Origin of the sequence: Sphingomonas sp. NCPPB 2930 (assembly GCF_042867205.1) — a bacterium.
Taxonomy (GTDB): domain Bacteria; phylum Pseudomonadota; class Alphaproteobacteria; order Sphingomonadales; family Sphingomonadaceae; genus Sphingomonas.
Genome location: NZ_JBHZQU010000002.1, coordinates 203670 through 224366, shown reverse-complemented (window position 1 = coordinate 224366; position 20697 = coordinate 203670). Strand labels below are relative to the sequence as shown.

Here is a 20697-nt window from a genome sequence, read left to right as displayed (position 1 = left end):
GCGGCATGATCGGGTTGTACCCCTTGCCCCGGAACGCCCGAAGCGGCGCGGAGGAGAGCCCGATGATGAAGTCCCTGACCGTCCTGACCCTGTCGGCGCTCGCCCTGGCGGCCCCGGCCGCCGCCCGGTCTGACGGCGCCACGGTCCGGATCGAGACGGGGCAGGTGCGCGGCACCGTCGCGGACGGTGTGACCAGTTGGAAGGGCATTCCCTTTGCCGCGCCGCCGGTCGGCCCCCTCCGCTGGCGCGCGCCGCAACCGGCCGCGCGCTGGCAGGGCGTGCGCGACGCCACCACCTATGCCGCCGACTGCATGCAGCAACCCTTTCCCAGCGACGCCGCGCCGCTCGGCACCCGGCCGTCGGAGGACTGCCTCTACGCCAATGTCTGGAAGCCCGCCGGGAGCGGAGGCAAGCTGCCGGTGCTGGTCTGGATCTATGGCGGCGGCTTCGTCAATGGCGGGGCATCGCCGCCGACCTATGCGGGGGCGAACCTGTCACGCCAGGGGGTGATGGTCGTCAGCTTCAACTACCGGGTCGGGCGGTTCGGCACCTTCGCGCTGCCGCAGCTGACCGCCGAGAATGCCGATGGCGGGCGGCTGGGCAATTACGGCACGATGGACCAGATCGCCGCGCTGCGCTGGGTCCGGCGCAATATCGCGGCATTCGGCGGCGATCCGGCCAGGGTCACCATCGTCGGCGAGAGCGCGGGCGGCATGTCGGTGCACCAGCTCGTCACCTCGCCCGAGGCGCAAGGACTGTTCGCCCGGGCCTTCGTCATGTCGGGCGGCGATGCGCGCAGCGATCCGCGCAAGACGCTCGCCGCCGTCGAGCGGATCGGCGCGGCGTTCGCGCGCACCAAGGGGATCGACCCCGCCGCCCCCGATGCGCTGTCGCGGCTGCGCGGGCTGTCCGCCGAGCAGGTGACGGACGGGCTGAACCTGGCGCAGCTCTTCAACCCCGTGGGCGGCGAGCCGACCTTTTCCGGCCCCTTTGTCGATGGCAAGGTGATCGTCGATCCGCACGCGGCCTATCGGGCCGACCGCTTCGCGCGGGTGCCCATGGTGGTCGGCGCGACCGATGCCGATATCGGCGGCAAGACCGGCTATATGGTCGGCGGCGCACGCGCGGTGGCGGGAATGCTGGCCGACAAGCGCGTGCCGGTCTGGGAATATCGCTTTTCCTATGTCGCCTCGTCGGTCGGCCAGCCGGGCGCGCAGCATGCGACCGACATCCCCTTCTTCTTCGACAATCAGGCGATCAAATACGGCGCGGCCACGACCCCGCGCGACCGGGCGATGGGCCGGGCGATGAGCGGCTATCTCGTCAATTTCGTGAAGACCGGCGACCCCAATGGCGCGGGCCTGCCCCGCTGGGACCGCTATGGCCGTACCGCCGACACGCTGGCGGATTTCACGCCCGCCGGAACGGTCATGGTCGGTCACGATCCCTGGGGCGCGGATATCGACCGGGTTGCCGCCTCCGGGGATGCTCCCTAACCTGCCGGGATAACGACGGAATAACAGGCCGGGAGTGGTGAGGATGGATGAAAGCGGGATCAACCGGCGTCAGGCGCTGGCCGGGGCGGCATGGACGGGCACGGCGATGCTGGCCAGCGGGTCTGCCCGCGCCGCCGCGCCCGCAGGGCCGCTCGCCCCGCGCCCGCCCATGGGCTGGAACAGCTGGAACAGCTTCGCCACGACCATCACCGAGGCGCAGGCGCGCGAGACCGCCGCAATCATGCGCGACCGGCTGCTGCCCTTCGGCTATGATATCTTCACCGTCGACATCCAATGGTATGAGCCCAACGCCTCCAGCTATGAATATAGCGCCGCGCCGGTGCCCGCGATGGATGGTCATGGCCGCCTGATCCCCGCGCCCAACCGCTTTCCCTCCAGCGCCGACGGTTCGGGCTTCACGAAACTGGCGGCGGACGTGCACGCCATGGGGATGCGGTTCGGCATCCACCTGATGCGCGGCATTCCCCGGCTGGCGGTGAAGCGCAACCTGCCGATCCTCGGCACCCGCTACCGCGCCGCCGACATCGCCGACACGACCAGCATCTGCGCCTGGAATCCCGACATGTACGGCGTCGACATGACCCGGCCCGGCGCGCAGGCCTATTATGACAGCGTGTTCGCGCTCTATGCCTCCTGGGGCGTCGATTTCGTCAAGATGGACGATATGAGTCGGCCCTATGACGCCCATGCCCCCGAGATCGAGGCGGCGCACAAGGCGATCGGGAATAGCGGCCGCCCGATCATCCTCAGCCTGTCGCCCGGCGAGACGCCGGTGATCCGGGGCCCGCATGTCCGCCGCCATGCGCAGATGTGGCGCATCTCGGACGATTTCTGGGACGAATGGCCGATGCTGGAGGCACAGTTCACCCGGCTGGAGAACTGGACGCCCTATTGCGGGCCCGGCGGCTGGCCCGATGCCGACATGCTGCCGCTCGGCCGCCTCGCGCTGGGCAAGCGCGACACCAAATTCACCCCCGACGAGCAGCGGACGCTGATGACGCTGTGGTCGATCGCGCGCTCGCCGCTGATCATGGGCGGGGACCTGCGCCATCTGGACGCGCCGACGCTGGCGCTGCTGACCAACCGCGCGGTGCTGGCGGTCAACCAGGCCTCGACCGACAACCGGCCGCATTTCGTCGAGGACGGCGCGCGTATCTGGTCCGCCACGCCCGAGGGCGCCCCGCGCGACCGCTATCTCGCGCTGTTCAACACCACCGACAAGCCCAGGGAGGTGGGCCTGGCCCTGTCCTATCTGGGCCTGCCGGGCGGGGTCGGCGTGACCGACCTGTGGAGCGGACAATCGCTCGGCCGGGCGAACGGCCGTTTCGCGCAGACCCTGCCGCCGCATGGATCGGGGCTTTATCGCCTGCGTGCCTGACGCGAACCGGCATGGCGGATGAACCAACTGTCCTCCGGCGGTAAGGCGGGGTCGATCCCGACCATGGCAGGAACGGCCGCATGGCTGCCCGCTTTCCCTGCTTACGCTTCGGCCCCCTCCTCGCGCTCGGCCTGATCGCGGCGACCGCCCGGGCGCAGGATCGCCGGACGGTGACCGAGCCCGCTTTGCCCGAACGGATCTGCGCCACCCTGTCGCCCGAGGGCGCGGGCAAGGACGCGACGCGGCGCATCCAGGCCGCCATCGACCATTGCGACAGCGGAGCGGCGGTCCGGCTGGTGCCCGGTCCCGAAGGCGGACGTTTTCTCAGCGGTCCGCTGCGCATGACATCGGGCGTCACGCTGTGGCTGGATCGCGGCGTCGTCCTGACCGCCCTGTCCGATCCGCGCATCTATGATCGCGGTCAGGGCGTGTGCGGCACGATCGCGGCAAAGGGCAATGGCTGCACCGCCTTCATCCGCTTCGACGGGACGCGCGGCGGCGGCATCGTCGGGGACGGCGCAATCGACGGTGCGGGCGGCACCCCGATGACCGGCCATGCCGAAAGCTGGTGGCAACTCGCCCGCCGCGCGCAACGCGAGGGCGGCCGGCAGAACAATCCCCGGCTGATCGAGGCCGACCATGCCCGCAATCTCGTCTTCTACCGCGTCACCCTGCGCAATGCGCCCAATTTCCATGTCGTGCTGAACGACGTGCAGGGGGCGACCTTCTGGGGCGTGCGCATCGACACGCCTGCCGATGCGCGCAACACCGACGGCATCGATCCGGGCGCGTCGCAGGACATCACCATCGCGCACGCCTTCATCCGGACCGGCGACGACAATATCGCGATCAAGGCGGGCAAGGGCCCGACCCGGCATGTCTCGGTCCTCGACAGCCATTTCTATGCGGGGCACGGCATGTCGATCGGCAGCGAGACCCAGGCCGGGGTCAGCGATATCCTCGTCCGCCATCTGACGCTCGACGGCACGACCTCGGGGTTGCGGATCAAGAGCGACGCCAGCCGGGGCGGGCTGGTCACACACATCCGCTATGACGGGATATGCCTGCGCGGCAACCGGCGGCCGATCGATTTCGACACGCGCTATGACGCCTCGGCACAGGGGTTTGCGATCCCACTCTACCGCGACATCACGCTGCACGACGTGACCGGCACCGACGGCACGCTCGTGCTGCGCGGGCATGATGCGGGCCATCCGCTGGCGGTGACGATGGACGGCGTCCGCTTCGCACCCGGCGCGACATGGCAAGTAGAGAATGCACGGATCGCCGCCGGGCCGGGCGGCGTCTCCCCGCCACCGCCGGGCCCCGCCCTGCCCCCAGCCCAGGCTGTGGCGGGGGATTGTGCCGCCCGCTGGGTGCCCTTTCCCGAAGGCGGATAGCGCGAGGGATCAGGGGGCGGCGGGCACCACCCCCTTGGGCGCCGCGGCGAGGCGGCGGATCAGATCGGTCTCCGCCGGGCGATAGGGCGTGCCATCCCCGCGAAACACCTCGTGAAACCAGATGGTCGGTTCCTCAAGGACATAGGGCTTCTTCCAGCTATCCCATGGCAGCCGCGTCTGCGTCTTCCCATCGACGAAGCCCCAGTTCATCATCGCGACATTGTAGCGTTTGCCGATGGGCAGCGATCCGTCGAAGGTCGATCCGTTGCCGCGCGCCATATATTCAGTGCACAGGATCGGGCGGTTATAGGGCAGCAACTGCTTAACCCGCCGCTCGAACGTTTCGGGCCAGCTATAGTCGTGGAACGAGATCACGTCCGACTGCGCCAGTTGCAGCCTCTCCATCGGTGAGGCGCGCCCGCCCGGCGCCCAGTCCTCGCCCAGCCATACGCCCGACGTGATCGGCTGCGACGGCTCCGCCGCGCGGGCCCAGTCGAACACCTCCGCCAGCATCGCGCGGACCAGCGGCTCCTTGCCCTCCTGCCCCTTATACTGGTCGGCGCCATTGTCGGGCTCGTTCCACACGTCCCAGCCCAGGATGCGCGGATCGTCGCGAAAGGCGCCGATGACGCCCTGCACATAGGCGCGGTAGCGGGGCCAGCGCGCGCGGTCGCGCAACCCCGCCATTCCCGGCCCCTGCACCCAGCCCGAATTATGGACGCCGGGGATCGGCGGATGCTGCGGCCCCAGCCTGGGGTCCGGGTCCCAGCAGCTGTCGAACAGCACGAAGAGCGGGCGGATGCCATGCGCGCTGGCGATGGTCAGGAACGCGCCGATCCGCTGCCTGAACCCCTCCGGGTCCTGCGCCCAGAGCTGGTCGTGCAGGAACACGCGCATCGTGTTCATCCCGATGCCCTGCGCCAGCGCCAGTTCCCGGTCGATCCGCGCCGGGTCCCAGGTCGCCGCCTGCCACATCTCCAGTTGGTTGATCGCCGAGGCGGGGGTGTAGTTGGCCCCCACCAGCCAGGGCTGGCGATCATACCAGACCCGGGCCTGCGCCTCGGTCCAGCGGTCCCGCGCCTCGGCCGGTGCGGCGGGCAGCAGCGCGAGCAGCGCGATTCCGCCCAGCATCCATGGCTTCATCCCATCCTCTCCCTTGTCTTGTTGGTCTTTTGCACGAGGAGGCTAGAGAAAATTCCGTCGATGTTACAGGATATTGTACGACCAATCGGATCGACCGCGACAGGTCGGCCGCAACCATGAGAGAGGATCAGGATGAGGGCGTTCCACTATTGCGCCGCCGCCGGACTGGCGCTGGCGATCACCGTCTCGGTCGCCGCGCGGAACCCGCAATTCGAGGGGGCCGATCCGCATGCCATGATGATCGGCGACGAGATGTGGATCTTTCCCACCGGCGGGCCGGGGGGCAGTTGGGCCGCCGACCGGTTCGGCGCCTTTTCCAGCCGCGACCTCAAGGGCTGGCGGCCACGCGGCGCGCTGATCCGCCGCGACCAGATCGGCTGGATCAAGGATGACGGCGCCCGCGACCATTTCCTCTGGGCGCCCGGCGTCGCGGTGCGGGGTGGCCGCTATTATCTCTATTATTCGGTCGGCCCGCAAAATCCGACGCCCAGCCGGATCGGCGTGGCCGTCGCCGACCGGCCCGAGGGACCGTATCGCGACAGCGGCCGCCCGCTCGTCACCGGCGGCAAGGGGTTTGAGGCGATTGATCCGATGGTCTTTACCGACCGCAAGTCGGGCCGGACCTATCTCTATGCGGGCGGCAGCGCGGGGGCGAGGCTGCGCGTCTGGCAGTTGAAGCCCGACATGGTGTCGATCGCGCGCGAGATCCCGGTGCAACAGCCGCCGAACTTCACCGAAGGCGCGTTCATGCACGAACGCGGCGGGCTCTATTACCTGTCCTACAGCCATGGCCGCTTCGACGGCCCCGATTATTCGGTCCATTACGCCACCGCTCCCTCGCCCGTCGGGCCATGGCGCTATCGCGGTGCGATCCTGACCAGCGACGCGCGGCATCAGGGGCCAGGGCATCACAGCTTCGTGAAGACGCCAGACGGGCGCTGGCTGATCGTCTATCACCGCTGGGACCGCGCGGCCGGGCCCGGCCCGTTCCGGGGCGAGAGGGTCGTGGCGATCGACCGGATCCGCTACGACCCGGACGGCGGTATCCGCCGCGTGACGATGACCGACGACGATGCGCCGACCCTTTCGCCCCGGCGGTGACGGGGACGTGTAAACTTCCGTTAACCATCTGAATCAAATCCGGATTCGGAATCCCAGCATCCGCCGACCCAGGCCGTGGTTCCCGCTTCATAAGGGGCAGGCCGTGCGTCCGCATCTCTGTGCGACCCATGCGCCGTCGCCCCCGTCCGGCATTCCGTGCCGGACGCCGGGAACAGCTTTTGGGAGGAGCAGGGCATGCAGACCGAGATCATCGCCAAGGCCAGCGGAACCACGACCACCACCACCGCCAACGTCATCACCCTGGATGCGCCCAGCGTCGTCCGGCTCGACCTCGACCGCGCGCAGGTCGCCGCGATGGAACGACAGGGCAACGACCTGATCATCCGCCTGGCCGATGGCCAGACCATCCGTATCGACAATTTCTACAACGAGCAGCGCGGCACCATCAGCGACCTCGTCCTGCGCGACGATCAGGGCGGTCAGTGGCTGGCGCATCCCGCCGCCAGTGGCGCGGGGCGCTTCACCGCGCTGACCAGCCTCGACGATCTTCTGGCCGCGCAGGGGGCGGCGCAGGGCGGCGGCGCGTCGTTCATCCTGCCCGCCGTGCTGGGCGTGGCGGGGGTCGGCGGTCTGGTCGCGGCCGTCTCGGGCGGCGGCGGTGACGACGATCGCGCCCCCGCCACCCCACCGACTGCGGATACGCAAGCGCCCGCGCGGCCCACCGCCATCTTCAACCCGGCCGGAACCGGCGTCACCGGCACCGGCGAGGCCGGGGCGACGGTCCGCGTCACCGATCCCACCGGGACGGTGATCGGGACCGGCACGGTCGGCGCGGACGGCAATTATGCCGTCACGCTCAACCCGCCCCAGACCAACGGCCAGCCGGTCACCGTCACCCAGTCGGACCCGGCGGGCAATGTCTCGCCGGGCGCGAGCGTCACCGCCCCCGACATCACGCCCCCCACCGCCCCCACCGCCACCGTGAACGGCCAGGGCACGACGATCACCGGCACCGGCGAGCCCGGCGCGACCGTCACCGTCCGCGATGCCGCCGGAAACGTGCTGGGCACCGCAACGGTCGATGCGCAAGGCAATTATACGCTGACGCTGACCACGCCACAGGCCAATGGCGGCACCCTGACCGTCACCCAGGCGGATGCCGCGGGCAATGTCTCGTCCGCCGCCACGCTGACCGCACCCGACATCACCCCGCCCGCCGCACCGACCGCGACGCTCGGCCAGAATGGCACGACCGTCACCGGCACCGGCGAACCCGGCGCGACGGTTTCGGTTCGTGATGCAGCCGGACAGGTCATCGGCACCGCCACCGTCGATGCACAGGGCAACTACACGCTGACCCTAACCTCCCCACAGGCCAATGGCGGCACCCTGACCGTCACGCAGGCGGACGCGGCCGGGAATGTCTCGCCTGCCGCCACGCTGACCGTACCCGATACGACCGCGCCCGCCGCGCCGACTGCCACGCTCGGGCAGAATGGCGACACCGTGACCGGCACCGGCGAACCCGGCGCGACGGTTTCGGTTCGCGATGCAGCCGGACAGGTCATCGGCACCGCCACCGTCGATGCCCAAGGTAATTATACGCTGACCCTCACTACGCCGCAGGCCAATGGCGGCACCCTGACCGTCACCCAGGCCGACGCGGCCGGGAATGTCTCGCCCGCCGCCACGCTGACTGTGTCCGATACGACCGCGCCCGCCGCACCGACCGCGACGCTAGGGCAGAATGGCGACACCGTCACCGGCACCGGCGAGCCCGGCGCGACGGTTTCGGTTCGCGATGCAGCCGGACAGGTCATCGGCACTGCCACCGTCGATGCGCAGGGCAATTATACGCTGACGCTGACCACGCCGCAGACCAATGGCGAGACGCTGACCGTCACCCAGGCGGATGCGGCGGGCAATGTCTCGGCTGCGGCCTCGCTGACCGCGCCCGATACCAGCGCCCCCGGCGCGCCGGTCGTCGCGGTCAGCGCGGACGGCACGGTGCTGACCGGAACGGGCGAGCCCGGCGCGACCGTGCGGGTCACGGACGCCGATGGCCTGCCGATCGGTACCGCCATCGTCGGCGCGGATGGCGGCTTCAGCGTCACGCTGCCCACCGGCACCGCCGATGGCCGGACGCTGTCGGCGACGCAGACCGACGCCGCAGGCAATGTCTCCGCCGCCGTTACCACCGTCACGCCCGATCTGGCGGCACCCGACGCACCCTCGGTCGCGCTCAGCCCCGAGGGCACGGTCGTCACCGGCACCGGCGAAGCGGGGGCGATCGTCGAGATCCGCGACGCCGACGGCACGCTGATCGCGACCGCGCCCGTGGCGGCGGACGGCAGCTTTTCGGTGACGCTGCCGACGCCGCAGGCCAATGGCGAAATGCTGATGGTCACGCAGACCGACGCGGCGGGCAATATCTCGCCGCCGATGATGACGGTCGCCCCCGACATCACCCCGCCGGATGCGCCCGGCGTCACGCTGTCGGGTGACGGCGCGGCGGTCTATGGCAATGGCGAGCCTGGCGCGACGGTGCGGATCGTCGATTCGAACGGCAATCTGCTGGGCAGCGCGGTGGTCGCCGCCGACACCAGCTTCGTCGTGTCGCTCGCCACGCCGCAGACCGGCGGCCAGGTCCTGACCGCGACGCAGACCGATGCGGCGGGCAATGTCTCCGATCCCAGCATCGTCGCGGCCCCCGACGTGACCGCCCCCGATGCGCCCCTTGCGACGATCGCGCCGGATGGCAGCGCGGTCATCGGCACCGGCGAGCCCTTCGCCACGGTCACCGTGCGCGGGCCGGACGGCACCCCTCTGGCGAGCGCGGTGGTCGGCGCGGACGGCGGCTATAGCGTCCCCCTGGCCCCCGCCCAGGCCAATGGCGAGACCCTGACGGTGGGCCAGACCGATCGCGGCGGGAACAGCTCGTCCTCCGTCACCCTCACCGCGCCCGACATCACCGCCCCGACCGGGCTGACCGCGACGATCGACGGCAACGGCATCGTTGTCACCGGCAGCGGCGAGCCCGGTGCGACCGTCACCATCCGCGATGCGGGCGGCACGGCGATCGGCACCGCGCAGGTCGATGCCAATGGCGGCTATAGCGCGACGTTGACCACCCCGCAGGCCAATGGCCAGGTGCTGAGCGTGACCCAGGCCGATGCGGCGGGCAATGTCTCCGCCCCCGTCCCGCTGACCGCGCCCGATATCACCGCGCCGCTTGCGCCGACCGGATCGGTCGTCGATGCCGGGGTGACGCTGGCGGGGACCGGCGAGCCCGGCGCGACCGTCACCGTGCGGGCCGTCAACGGCACCCTGCTGGGCAGCGCGCAGGTCGGCGCGGACGGCAGCTTCGCCGTCCCGCTCGCCACGCCGCAGGCCAATGGCGAGACCGTGCAGATCGTCCAGACCGATGCGGCGGGCAATGCCTCGCCCGTCGTCATCGTCACCGCGCCGGACATCACCGCCCCCACCGAGCTGACCGCGACGGTCAGCGGCGACGGGACGCTGGTGACCGGCCTGGGCGAAGCGGGGGCGAGCGTCACCGTTCGCGATCCCGCCGGTATCGTCATCGGCACCGCCATCGTCGGCGCGGACGGCAGCTATGTCGCGACGCTGACCATCCCGCAACGCAATGCCGAAACGTTACAGGTAACGCAGGCGGATGCGGCGGGCAATGCCTCGCTCTCCGTCGCCCCCATCGCCCCCGACCTGACCGCCCCCGCCGCGCCCGTCGCCACGCTGTCGCCCGAGGGCATCACGGTCGGTGGCACCGGCGAGGTCGGCGCCACCGTCACCGTGCGCGCGGCGGACGGGACGGTGCTGGGCACCGTGCAGGTCGGGGCGGACGGCAACTTCGCCGTCACGCTGACCACGCCGCAGGTGAACGGCCAGACGCTGACCGTCACCCAGGCGGATGCGGCGGGCAATGTCTCGGCGCCGCTGGCGCTGATCGCGCTCGATACCAGCGTGCCGGTCGGGCTGACCGCCGCGATCGATGCCACCGGCTCAGTCGTGACCGGGCTGGCCGAGGCGGGCGCGACCGTTACCGTCCGCGATGCGGGCGGCACGGTGGTCGCCACCGCGACCGCCGCCGCCAACGGCGCCTATACGGTCGTCCTCGCCCCGCCCCAGATCGACGGCGACACCCTGCTGGTGACGCAGGCCGATGCGGCGGGCAATGCCTCCGCCCCGGTGACCGTGACCGCGCCCGACTTCACAGCGCCCGATGCGCCGCTGGTCGCCGTCAACGCCGACGGCACCCTGGCCAGCGGCAGCGGCGAAGCGGGGGCGACCGTCACCATCCGCGACGCCGACGGGACGGTGATCGGCAGCGGCGCGATCGGTGCCGATGGCCTGTTCGCCGTGCCCCTGACCCCCGCCCAGGCGAATGGCGGGACGATCAGCGCCACCCTGTCCGACGCGACGGGCAACGTCTCGGGCGCAACCACCGCGACCGCGCCCGACATCACCGCGCCGGGCGCGCCGCTCGCCTTGCTCGATCCGACGGGTAGGATCGTGTCGGGCACGGGCGAGGTCGGCGCGACCGTGACGGTGCGCGACGCGGGCGGCAACGTGCTGGGCACCGCGACCGTCAATGCGGGGGGAAGCTATGCCGTGCTCCTGCCCGTCGCGCAGATCGACCGGCAGATCCTGTCGGTCAGCCAGGCCGATGCCACCGGCAATATCTCGGGCAGCACGAGTGTTGCCGCGCTGGATCTGACGCCGCCGAACGCGCCCGCCGCGGTCGTGGCGGCCGACGGCGCCAGCCTGACCGGCACCGGCGAGATCGGCGCGATCGTCACCATCACCGATCCGGTCGGGCTGGTGATCGCCACCGTGCCGGTCGGCGCGGACGGCCGCTTCACCGTCACGCTCGCCCCCCCGCTGACCAACGGCCAGCTATTGACGCTGACCCAGGCAGATGCGGCGGGCAATGTCTCGGCACCGGGCGCGGCGATCGCCCCCGATCTGGTGCCCAACGACACGCCGGGCGCACCGACCGCCAGCGTCGCGCTGGACGGCGCGAGCGTATCGGGCACCGGACAGGCGGGCGCGACGATCACGGTGCGCGATGCGACCGGCACCGTCATCGGCGGCGCCACCGTCAATCCGGACGGCAGCTACAGCGCCACGCTGACCACGCCGCAGACCAATGGCGAGACGGTTCGCGTGACCCAGGCCGATGCGGACGGCGATGTCTCGCCCCCCGCCATCGCGGTCGCGCCGGACCTGACCCCGCCCGCTGCGCCGACCGCGACGATCGACGCCACCGGCTCGGTGGTGACGGGCGTCGGGGAAGTCGGTGCGACCATCCGCATCGCCGACGCAGGCGGCACGCTGCTGGGCAGCGGGGTGGTCGGCGCGACCGGCCGCTATGTGGTGGTGCTGTCCACGCCACAGACCGATGGCCAGCCGCTGACCGCGACGCAGGCGGATGCGGCGGGCAATGCCTCGCCCGGCGTCGGCGTCGTCGCGCCTGACCTCACCGCGCCGATCGCGCCGCTGGGGACCGTATCCGGGGACGGGACGACGGTCACCGGCACCGGCGAGACGGGGGCGACCGTCACTATCCGCGATGTCGGCGGCACGATCCTGGCGACCGCGCTGGTGGCTGGGGACGGCAGCTTCACCGCGACGCTGTCGCCCGCTCAGGCCGATGGCCAGTTGCTGGTGCTGACCCAGGCCGATCCGGCGGGCAATGTCTCGCCGATCGCGCAGATCGCCGCGCCCGACATCAGCGCGCCGGTCGGGCTGACCGCTGCGATCGACGGCGCAGGCATCATCGTCACGGGCCAGGGCGAAGCGGGGGCGACCGTCACCATCCGCGATACCGCCGGGACGGTGCTGGGCACCGCGCTGGTCGCCGCGAACGGCAGCTATGCCGCGCTCCTGACCACGCCGCAGGTGAACGGCCAGCTGCTGGTCGCGACCCAGGTGGATGCGGCGGGCAATAGCGGCGCCCCCGCCCCCGTCACCGCGCCCGACCTGACCGCGCCGCTCGCGCCGGTCGGCATCGTCGCGGGCGACGGCACCGCCATCACCGGCACCGGCGAGGCGGGCGCCACCGTCACCATCCGCGGCCCCGGCGGCATCGTCCTGGGCACCGCGCTGGTGGCCGGGGACGGCAGCTTCACCGCGACGCTGACCCCGCCCCAGGCCAACGGCCAGCTGCTGTCGCTCAGCCAGAGCGACCCCACGGGCAATGTCTCGCCGATCGCGCAGGTCAGCGCGCCCGACATCACCGCGCCGGTCGGCCTGACCGCCGCGATCAACGGCGCGGGAACGCTGGTCTCCGGCCAAGGCGAGGCGGGCGCGACCGTCACCATCCGCGACGCGGGCGGCACGGTGATCGCCACGGCGGTGGTGGCCCCCAACGGCACCTATGCCGCCATCCTCGCCACGCCGCAGGTCAACGGCCAGGCGCTGTCCGTGACCCAGGCCGATGCCGGGGGCAATGTCGGAGCCGCTGCCGCCGTGACCGCACCCGACCTCACCGCGCCGCTGGCGCCGGTCGGCATCGTGTCGGGGGACGGCACCACCCTGACCGGCACCGGCGAGGCGGGGGCGACCGTCACCATCCGGGGGCCGGGCGGCGCCATTCTGGGCACCGCACTGGTCGCAGCGGACGGCAGCTTCACCGTGCCGCTCGTCCCCGCCCAGGCGAACGGCCAGCTCCTGTCGCTCAGCCAGGCCGATGCCGCGGGCAATGTCTCGGCGACCGCGCAGGCGACCGCGCCCGACATCACCGCCCCGATCGGGCTGACCGCCGCGATCAACGGCGTCGGTACGCTGGTCACCGGCACCGGCGAAGCCGGAGCGACGGTCACCGTCCGCGATCCGCTGGGCACGGTCATCGGCACCGGCATCGTCGCGGCCAATGGCAGCTATAGCGTGACGCTGACCGTGCCGCAGGCCAATGGCCAGGTGCTTCAGGTGACGCAGGCCGATGTCGCGGGCAATGCCTCGCTGCCCGGCAGCGTGATCGCGCCCGACATCACCCCGCCCGCCGCCCCGCTGGCGACGGTCAACGGCACGGGCACGACCGTCACCGGCACCGGCGAGGCGGGGGCGACGATCCGCATCCTCGACCCCGCCGGGCAGCTGGTCGGCACCGCGCTGGTCGGTGCGGATGGCGGCTATAGCGCGACGCTGTCCACGCCGCAGGCCAATGGCCAGCTGCTGAGCGTGACCCAGACCGATGCGGCGGGCAATGCCTCGGTCCGGATCGTCGCCAGCGCCCCCGACATCACGCCCCCCGCGCCCCCGACCGCCACGATCAATCCGGGCGGCACGGTGGTCAGCGGCCTGGGCGAGCCGGGCGCCACGGTGGAGGTGCGCAACGCCGCCGGGACCGTCATCGGCACCGGCACGGTCGCCCCCGGAGGGCTCTATGCGGTCACCCTGCCCAGCCCGCAGCTGGCGGGCGAGACGCTGAGCGTGGGCCTGCGCGACGGGGCAGGCAATGTCTCGTCGGCGGTGTCGATCGTCGCGCCCTTCGACATCGGCGCCTTCGACAACACCGCCACGGCGCTGGTCGATCTGGTCCCGGTCCAGACCAACGAGAATCTGGGCAGCGCCAATTATACCGCGCTGGTCTCGCTGGGGCTGGTCAACCTCGATGCGCAGGTGCTGGCCATCCCCAATGTCCAGTTCACCGTCGATGCGGGCCATACGCTGGCGGCGACCTTCACCTATGACTCGCTGGCCAATGTCGGGGTCGCCAGCGGCTATTCGGTAGTGGTCCAGCGGTTCAACGGGACCAGCTGGGTCGCGGTCGATGGCAGTGGCACGTCGTCGCTGCTGGAGGTCGGGCTGCTGAACGGCAACCTCGTCGCCAATGCCGATCTGGGGCCGGGCCAGTACCGCGCCTTCGTCACCTTCGACAATACGCTGGGCGTCGGGCTGCTGGGCGGGCTGAGCGTCACCGGGGTTGATTCCGACTTCACCGACATCGCGCAGGTCATACCCGCCGTCACCAACGGCAACGTCATCACCGATCCCGGCGCCGGCGGCCAGATCGACGTGGTCAGCCCGCAGACGGTCGTGGAGAGCGTGACGCTGAACGGCGTGACGACGGCGGTGACGGCCGACGCCACGATCGTCGCGGGTCTATGGGGTACGCTGACCATCGCACGCGACGGCAGCTACACCTATATCCCCGATGCGAATGCGGCGGTGCTCGGCAAGGTCGACCGCTTCACCTACACGCTGCTCGACGCCTCGGACAATGAACGCGAGAGCGCCACGCTGACCATCACGATCGGCAGCCCCGACGTGACCGGCGTGCCCCTGGCCGTGAACGACATCGCCACCGCCGCGGCCAGCTTCGTCAACGTGGTCGAGACGCGCGCGCCGGTCGTCGACACCAGCTTCACCACGCCGCTGGCGAGCATATTGTCCGGGCCGCAGACCGGGCGGGCCGTCGACAGCTTCACGGTGGACGCGAACAGCGTCGCCAACGTCACCCTGTCGGCGGTCATCGCGCCGGGGCTGGCGCTGCTGCCCAGCTATACGATCACCGTCACCAATGCGGCAGGCACGGTGGTCGGCACCAACTCGGGCACCGGCGTGGCGGGCATTGGCGGGGTGCTGGGCACAGGGCTCAGCGTGACGATGACCGGGCTGCCCTCGGGCACCTACAACTACACCGTCACCAGCACCAACGCGCTGGGCACCGGCTATACGAGCAGCGTCTATGTCGCCCAGACGGTCACCCATCTCGACCAGTTCGCGCTGACCGGCACGACCCCGGTCAGCGGCGACCTGCTGGCGAACGACGCGCCGGGCAGCGACTTCCTGGAAATCCGGATGCTGTCGGGCGGCCGCTTCGTCGCGGTGGGCGACACGCCGCTGACGCTGACGGGCGCGCACGGCACGCTGACGATCGACGAGGTCGGACAGTATAGCTATCAGCCGAGCACGACGCTGGGCTATTCGGCGGTCGATCCGGTGGACAGCTTCACCTATCAGATCGTCCAGCCCGACGGGCAGGTGGCGACCGCGCGGCTGGACGTCGCGGTGGACATCAACAACGGCATCGCCCCGGCCTTCCCGGCCGCGACGATCACCGCGCTCGATGCCGATGGCATGGATCATCTGGCGCTCGACGTGGTGCCGATGATGGCGGACATCGACCAGCCCGCGCCGGTGGTCGCCGCCGACCATGGCGACGCACGGATCGCCCTGTCGCTGATGGAGGGCCAGGGCGATCTGGAGGCGGTGCTGACCCGCTATCTGGATACGCAGCAGCCCGCGACCGTCACCCTGACCGACGACGATCGGGGATCGACCACGATCGCCACTGATATCGGTCCCATCGATGCCGCGCCGATCGTCGACGATCCGCTGGGCTATCTGACCGTTTCGGCCGATCCCGAGCAGGAGAAACTGGCGACCATGCACATAATGTGACGAATGCGGTCACCACTCCGGAAATGGACGTGATTGGGAGTGCCGAAGGCGCCAGTCTTCGGCACTTTTCTCATATTATTAAAGCAGTTTAGCCGAACTCCGGCGCTGGAGAGGCTAGGAAAGGCGCCTGATGAGAGCAGAGTGGCGTGAACGCTACCAGCGACGATCGGAAAGGGTGATGGCGGCTATTCTGGCGGTGATCATGGCAAGCCCTCCCGTATCGGCCGAACCGGCCGTCACGATGGAAAGCGCCATGCGCGAGGTGCTGGCCTGGCACCCCTCGGTCACGCAGGCCAGCGCGACGCTGGACGCGCGCGGCGAGGATGTCGAGGTTGCGCGCGCGGGCTATCTCCCCCGGATCAGCGCGGGCGTGGGCAGTGGCTATGACAGCCGGATCAGCACCGGCTGGCGCCCCCGGCCGCAACTGTCCGCCTCGCAGATGCTGTATGATTTCGGCAAGGTCGCGGGCGCGGTGGAATCGGCGCGCGCGGGCACCCGGATCGGGCGCGCCGACCTGTTGCTGGCGGTGGACGCGCTGATCCGCGACACCGGCTTTGCGATGATCGAGGTCCAGCGCAACGCCGCGTTGCGCGCCATCGCGATGGAACAGCTGGCGCGGATCGAGGATATCAGCGCACTGGTCGAAAAGCGGTTCGGCAAGGGCGCGACGACACGCTCCGACGCGCTCCAGGCGCAGTCGCGGGTCGCCGCCGCGCGCGCGACGCTGACCCGGATCGAGGCGGAACAGCGCCGCTGGACCACCAGCCTGTCCTTCCTGCTGGGCCGCGAGAGCGCGCCTGCGGTCGATCCACAGGTGCCCGACTGGCTGTTGCGCAGCTGCGGCCGCGCGATGACGGTCGACTGGGCCGATGTGCCGTCGATCATGCGGGCCCGCGCGCAATATGAACAGGCGACCGCCGAGGCGCGGCGCGCCCATGCCGGGCGGCTGCCCACCATCGCGCTCGCGGGCGATGCCTCTGCCGATGTGTCGTCGCCCTTTTCCGACCGCAGCCTCTATAATTTCGGTTTGAACGTCACCAGCGACGTGTTCGGCGGCAATGCGGTGCGCGCCCGCGCGCGCAGCGCCGATTACGGCGTCCGCGCCGCCGAGGCGGCCGAGCGTCAGGCCCGCAATGAGGCGGGCCAGCAACTCGCCGAGGCGCAGCAGCAGATGGCCGGGCTGTCGCAACTGCTCGCCACGCTCGCCGAACGGCAGGACAATATGGTCGAGACGGGCAAGCTCTATCGCCTGCAATATCTCGACATGGGCACGCGCACGCTGGTCGACCTGCTCAACGCCGAACAGGAATTGCAGCAGGCGCGCTTCGACGCGGCGAATACCCAGCATGACCTGCGGCGACTGGCGGTGGAATGCCTCTATGTCTCGGGCCAGGCGCGCGACGATTTCGGGCTGACCGGCACCAGCATCCGGGGGGTGACGCTGTGACCGCGCCCGCCGATCCGCAGGGCTGGATCGACATGATGGGCCAGGTCGCCCGCCATTACCGCATGCCCTTTGCCGAACAGCGCGCGCGGCTGACGGCCTTGTGGCAGGGCGAGGGCGACGAGGAGACGCGGGTCCGCGCGCTCTCCCGCGCCTCGGGCCTGTCGGTGCGCTTCGCCGCCCCGGCCAGCGTCCGGCTGACCAGCTGGCGGCTGCCGGTCATCGCCTGCCTGGCGGACGGCGAGCTGGCGCTGATCACCGCGATCGATGCCGGGGGGCAGGCGCTGTTCACCGTCGCGGGCGAGGGCGATCTGGCGGTCCAGCGACCGCTCGCCGCGCTGGTCGAACAGACCCGCGTCTTCGTCATCCCCCGCCCGTCGCGCTCGGCCGCCGATGTCCGCGTCGACAGCTATATCCGCCCCTTCCAGCCGCATTGGCTGCGCGACATCCTGCTCCAGGATGCGCGGGGCTACGGCCATGTCGCCATCGCCTCGGTCGTGACCAACTGCCTGGGGCTGGCGGGCGTGCTGTTCTCGATGCAGGTCTATGACCGGGTGGTCCCCGCCCAGTCGATGCCGACGCTCTATATCCTGTTCCTGGGCGTGCTGCTGGCGACCGGGTTCGATTACGTCCTGCGGCGGCTGCGGGTCGGCATCACCGATATCCTCGGCAAGCGCGCCGATCTGCGGCTGTCCGACCGGGTGTTCGGCCATGCGCTGCGCGTCCGCAACCGCGCGCGGCCGACCTCGACCGGCACCTTCATCGCGCAGCTTCGCGACCTGGACCAGGTGCGCGACATGCTGACCTCGACCACCGTCGCGGCGGTCGCGGACCTGCCCTTCTTCCTGCTGTTCCTCGCCATCCTCTGCTTCATCGGCGGCACGCTGGCGCTGGTGCCGGTGGTGGCGCTGGTCGCGATCCTGCTGCCCAGCCTGCTCGCCCAGCGCCGCCTGCGCGCGCATGCCACCGAGTCGATGCGCGAGACCTCGCTGCGCAACGCCCTGCTGGTCGAGGCGGTGCAGGGGATCGAGGATATCAAGACGCTCCAGGCCGAGGAGCGTTTCCAGCGCCAGTGGAACCATTGCAACGCGGTGGCGGGCGAGGCGCAGCTCCGCCTGCGCGGGTTGACCGCCAGCCTGTCGACCTGGGCGCAGAGCGTGCAGAATGCAGTCTATGCGACCGTCATCTTCGTCGGCGCGCCGATGGTCATTGCGGGCGACATCACGACCGGCGCGCTGGTCGCGACCTCGATGCTGGCCAGCCGGATGATGGCGCCGATGGGGCAGGTGTCGCACCTGCTCGGCCGCTATCAGCATGCCAAGGTCGCCGCGCAGAGCCTGAACCAGATCATGGCGCTGCCGGTCGACCATCCCGATGCCGAGCATCGCATCCCCCTGCCCTCGGTCGCTGGGCGCTTCGCGCTGCGCTCGGCGGTGTTCGGCTATGCCGATCCCGATGCGCCCCCGGCGCTGACCGTCCCCCGGCTGGACATCGCGGCGGGCGAGACGATCGCGCTGCTCGGCCGCAACGGGGCGGGCAAGTCCACGTTGCTGCAGGGCCTGTCGGGGATGCTCCAGCCGATATCGGGCGAGGTGTTGCTCGACGATCTTGCGCTGCACCAGATCGATCCCGGCGATGTCCGCCGCGACGTCGCGCTGCTGACCCAGGACAGCCGCCTGTTCCACGGGACGCTGCGCGAGAACCTGACCATGGGTGCACCGATGGCGCGCGACGAGGCGATCCTGGCGGCGCTCGCCATGGTCGGCGCGGTCGATTTCGTCCGGCGGCTGCGCGACGGGCTGGAGCACCGCGTGCTGGAGGGCGGGCGTGGCCTGTCGGGCGGGCAGCAACAGGCGCTGCTGCTCGCCCGGCTGCTGATCCGCCAGCCGCAGGTCGTGCTGCTCGACGAACCGACCGCCGCGATGGACGAAACCGCCGAGCGCCAGTTCATCGAACGGTTCCGCGAATGGAGCCGGGGCCGCACCGTCATCGTCGCCACCCACCGGATGCGCGTGCTCGAACTGGTCGACCGGATCATCGTGATCGACCAGGGCCAGATATTGCTCGACCAGCCCAAGGCCAATGCGCTGGCGACCATGACCAAGGCCGCACAAGGTGGCGCGCGGAGCCAGGCGGCATGACCGCGCTGACCCATCCCGCCGACCTGCCCTTCGCCGACGAGGGCGGCGCGCCGCTGCTCGCGGCCAAGCGGATGACCTGGGTGCTGACCGCGCTGTTCGTCGTGGCGCTCGGCTGGGCCTGGTTCGCCGAGCTGGACGAGGTCGCGACGGGCAGCGGCCGGGTGGTGCCGACCAGCCGCGAACAGGTGCTGCAATCGCTGGAGGGCGGCATCCTCGCCAGGATGCTGGTGCGGCAGGACGATATCGTGAAGCCCGGCCAGATCCTGGCGCAGCTCGACCCCACGCAAGCCGGATCGACGGTCGAGGAAAGCGCCGCCAAATACCGCGCCGCGCTCGCCGCGCAGGCGCGGTTGCAGGCGGAGGTGAACGGCACGCCCCTGACCTTCTCGCCCGAGCTGAACGCTTTCCCCGCGCTCAAGGCCGAGCAGCAGCGGCTATACGATGCACGCCGCCGCAGCCTGGCCAGCTCGATCGGGCTGATCGACGAGTCGCTCGCGCTGATCGGCCGCGAAGTGGGGATCGGGGAGTCGCTGATCGCGGTCGGCGCGGCCAGCAATGTCGAGGTGCTGCGCCTGAAGCGCCAGCGCGCCGATCTGGACCTGAAGAAATCGGACCTGCGCTCGCAATATATCGTCGAGGCGCGGCAGGACCTGGCCAAGGTCAGCGAGGAGGTGGAAGCGCTCGCCCCCGTGGTGCGCGGGCGTTCGGATACGCTCAGCCGCCTGACCCTGCGCTCGCCGGTGCGCGGCGTGGTCAAGAATATCGAGGTGTCGACCATTGGCGGCGTGATCCCGCCCAATGGCAAGATCATGGAGATCGTGCCGCTGGACGAACGCCTGCTGGTCGAGGCGCGGATCGCGCCGCGCGACATCGCCTTCATCCGCCCCGGCCAGCGCGCCAGCGTCAAGATCACCGCCTATGACTATGCGATCTTCGGCGGGCTGGAGGGCAAGGTCAGCAGCATCTCGCCCGACACCATCCGCGACGAGGTGAACCCGGACGTCTATTATTACCGCGTCTTCGTGCGGACGACGGCGGACTCGCTGGTCAACAAGGCGGGCAAGCGCTTTCCGATCGTACCCGGCATGATCGCCACCGCCGACATCCACACCGGCAGCAAGACGGTGCTGCAATATCTTCTGAAACCGCTCAACCGCGCGCGCGAGGCGATGCGTGAGCGGTAGTC

The 20697-nt window shown here is 70.6% G+C and carries 9 protein-coding genes; 8 read left to right on the top strand and 1 reads right to left on the bottom strand.

Going from position 1 to position 20697, the window contains the following annotated elements; genetic code table 11:
• The first annotated feature begins 65 nt into the window (after positions 1–65).
• The 3 genes from ACFX59_RS04350 (at position 66) to ACFX59_RS04340 (ending at position 4295) form a co-directional block, all read left to right on the top strand.
• Positions 66–1496: a carboxylesterase/lipase family protein gene (locus tag ACFX59_RS04350; protein WP_387430280.1), complete on the top strand. Its 1431-nt coding sequence runs from the start codon at positions 66–68 to the stop codon at positions 1494–1496.
• A 43-nt stretch (positions 1497–1539) separates the two neighbouring features.
• Positions 1540–2895, top strand: coding sequence for a glycoside hydrolase family 27 protein (locus tag ACFX59_RS04345; RefSeq protein WP_387429997.1), 1356 nt, complete (start codon positions 1540–1542; stop codon positions 2893–2895).
• Positions 2896–2975: 80 nt separating this feature from the next.
• A complete protein-coding gene (locus tag ACFX59_RS04340; RefSeq protein WP_387429995.1) occupies positions 2976–4295 on the top strand; it encodes a glycoside hydrolase family 28 protein in 1320 nt (439 codons plus the stop codon).
• Between the two features lie 9 nt (positions 4296–4304).
• Here ACFX59_RS04340 and ACFX59_RS04335 read toward each other — a convergent pair whose 3' ends face one another.
• Entirely contained in the window at positions 4305–5438 is a 1134-nt protein-coding gene (locus ACFX59_RS04335) for a 1,4-beta-xylanase (RefSeq protein WP_387429993.1), read from the bottom strand.
• A 132-nt stretch (positions 5439–5570) separates the two neighbouring features.
• Here ACFX59_RS04335 and ACFX59_RS04330 point away from each other — a divergent pair, with 132 nt between their 5' ends.
• From ACFX59_RS04330 to ACFX59_RS04310, 5 genes are all read left to right on the top strand, one after another.
• Entirely contained in the window at positions 5571–6539 is a 969-nt protein-coding gene (locus tag ACFX59_RS04330) for a family 43 glycosylhydrolase (protein WP_387429991.1), read from the top strand.
• A gap of 195 nt (positions 6540–6734) precedes the next feature.
• Positions 6735–15926: a BapA/Bap/LapF family large adhesin gene (locus tag ACFX59_RS04325; protein WP_387429989.1), complete on the top strand. Its 9192-nt coding sequence runs from the start codon at positions 6735–6737 to the stop codon at positions 15924–15926.
• A 178-nt stretch (positions 15927–16104) separates the two neighbouring features.
• Positions 16105–17373 (top strand): TolC family protein, encoded by a 1269-nt coding sequence (locus ACFX59_RS04320; RefSeq protein WP_387429987.1) that lies wholly within the window; start codon positions 16105–16107, stop codon positions 17371–17373.
• Complete coding sequence (locus tag ACFX59_RS04315; RefSeq protein ID WP_387429985.1) at positions 17370–19511, top strand: type I secretion system permease/ATPase; 2142 nt, start codon at positions 17370–17372, stop codon at positions 19509–19511. Before ACFX59_RS04320 ends, ACFX59_RS04315 begins: the two co-directional genes overlap by 4 nt.
• Positions 19508–20695 (top strand): HlyD family efflux transporter periplasmic adaptor subunit, encoded by a 1188-nt coding sequence (locus ACFX59_RS04310; RefSeq protein WP_354294415.1) that lies wholly within the window; start codon positions 19508–19510, stop codon positions 20693–20695. Before ACFX59_RS04315 ends, ACFX59_RS04310 begins: the two co-directional genes overlap by 4 nt.
• Positions 20696–20697 lie beyond the last annotated feature (2 nt).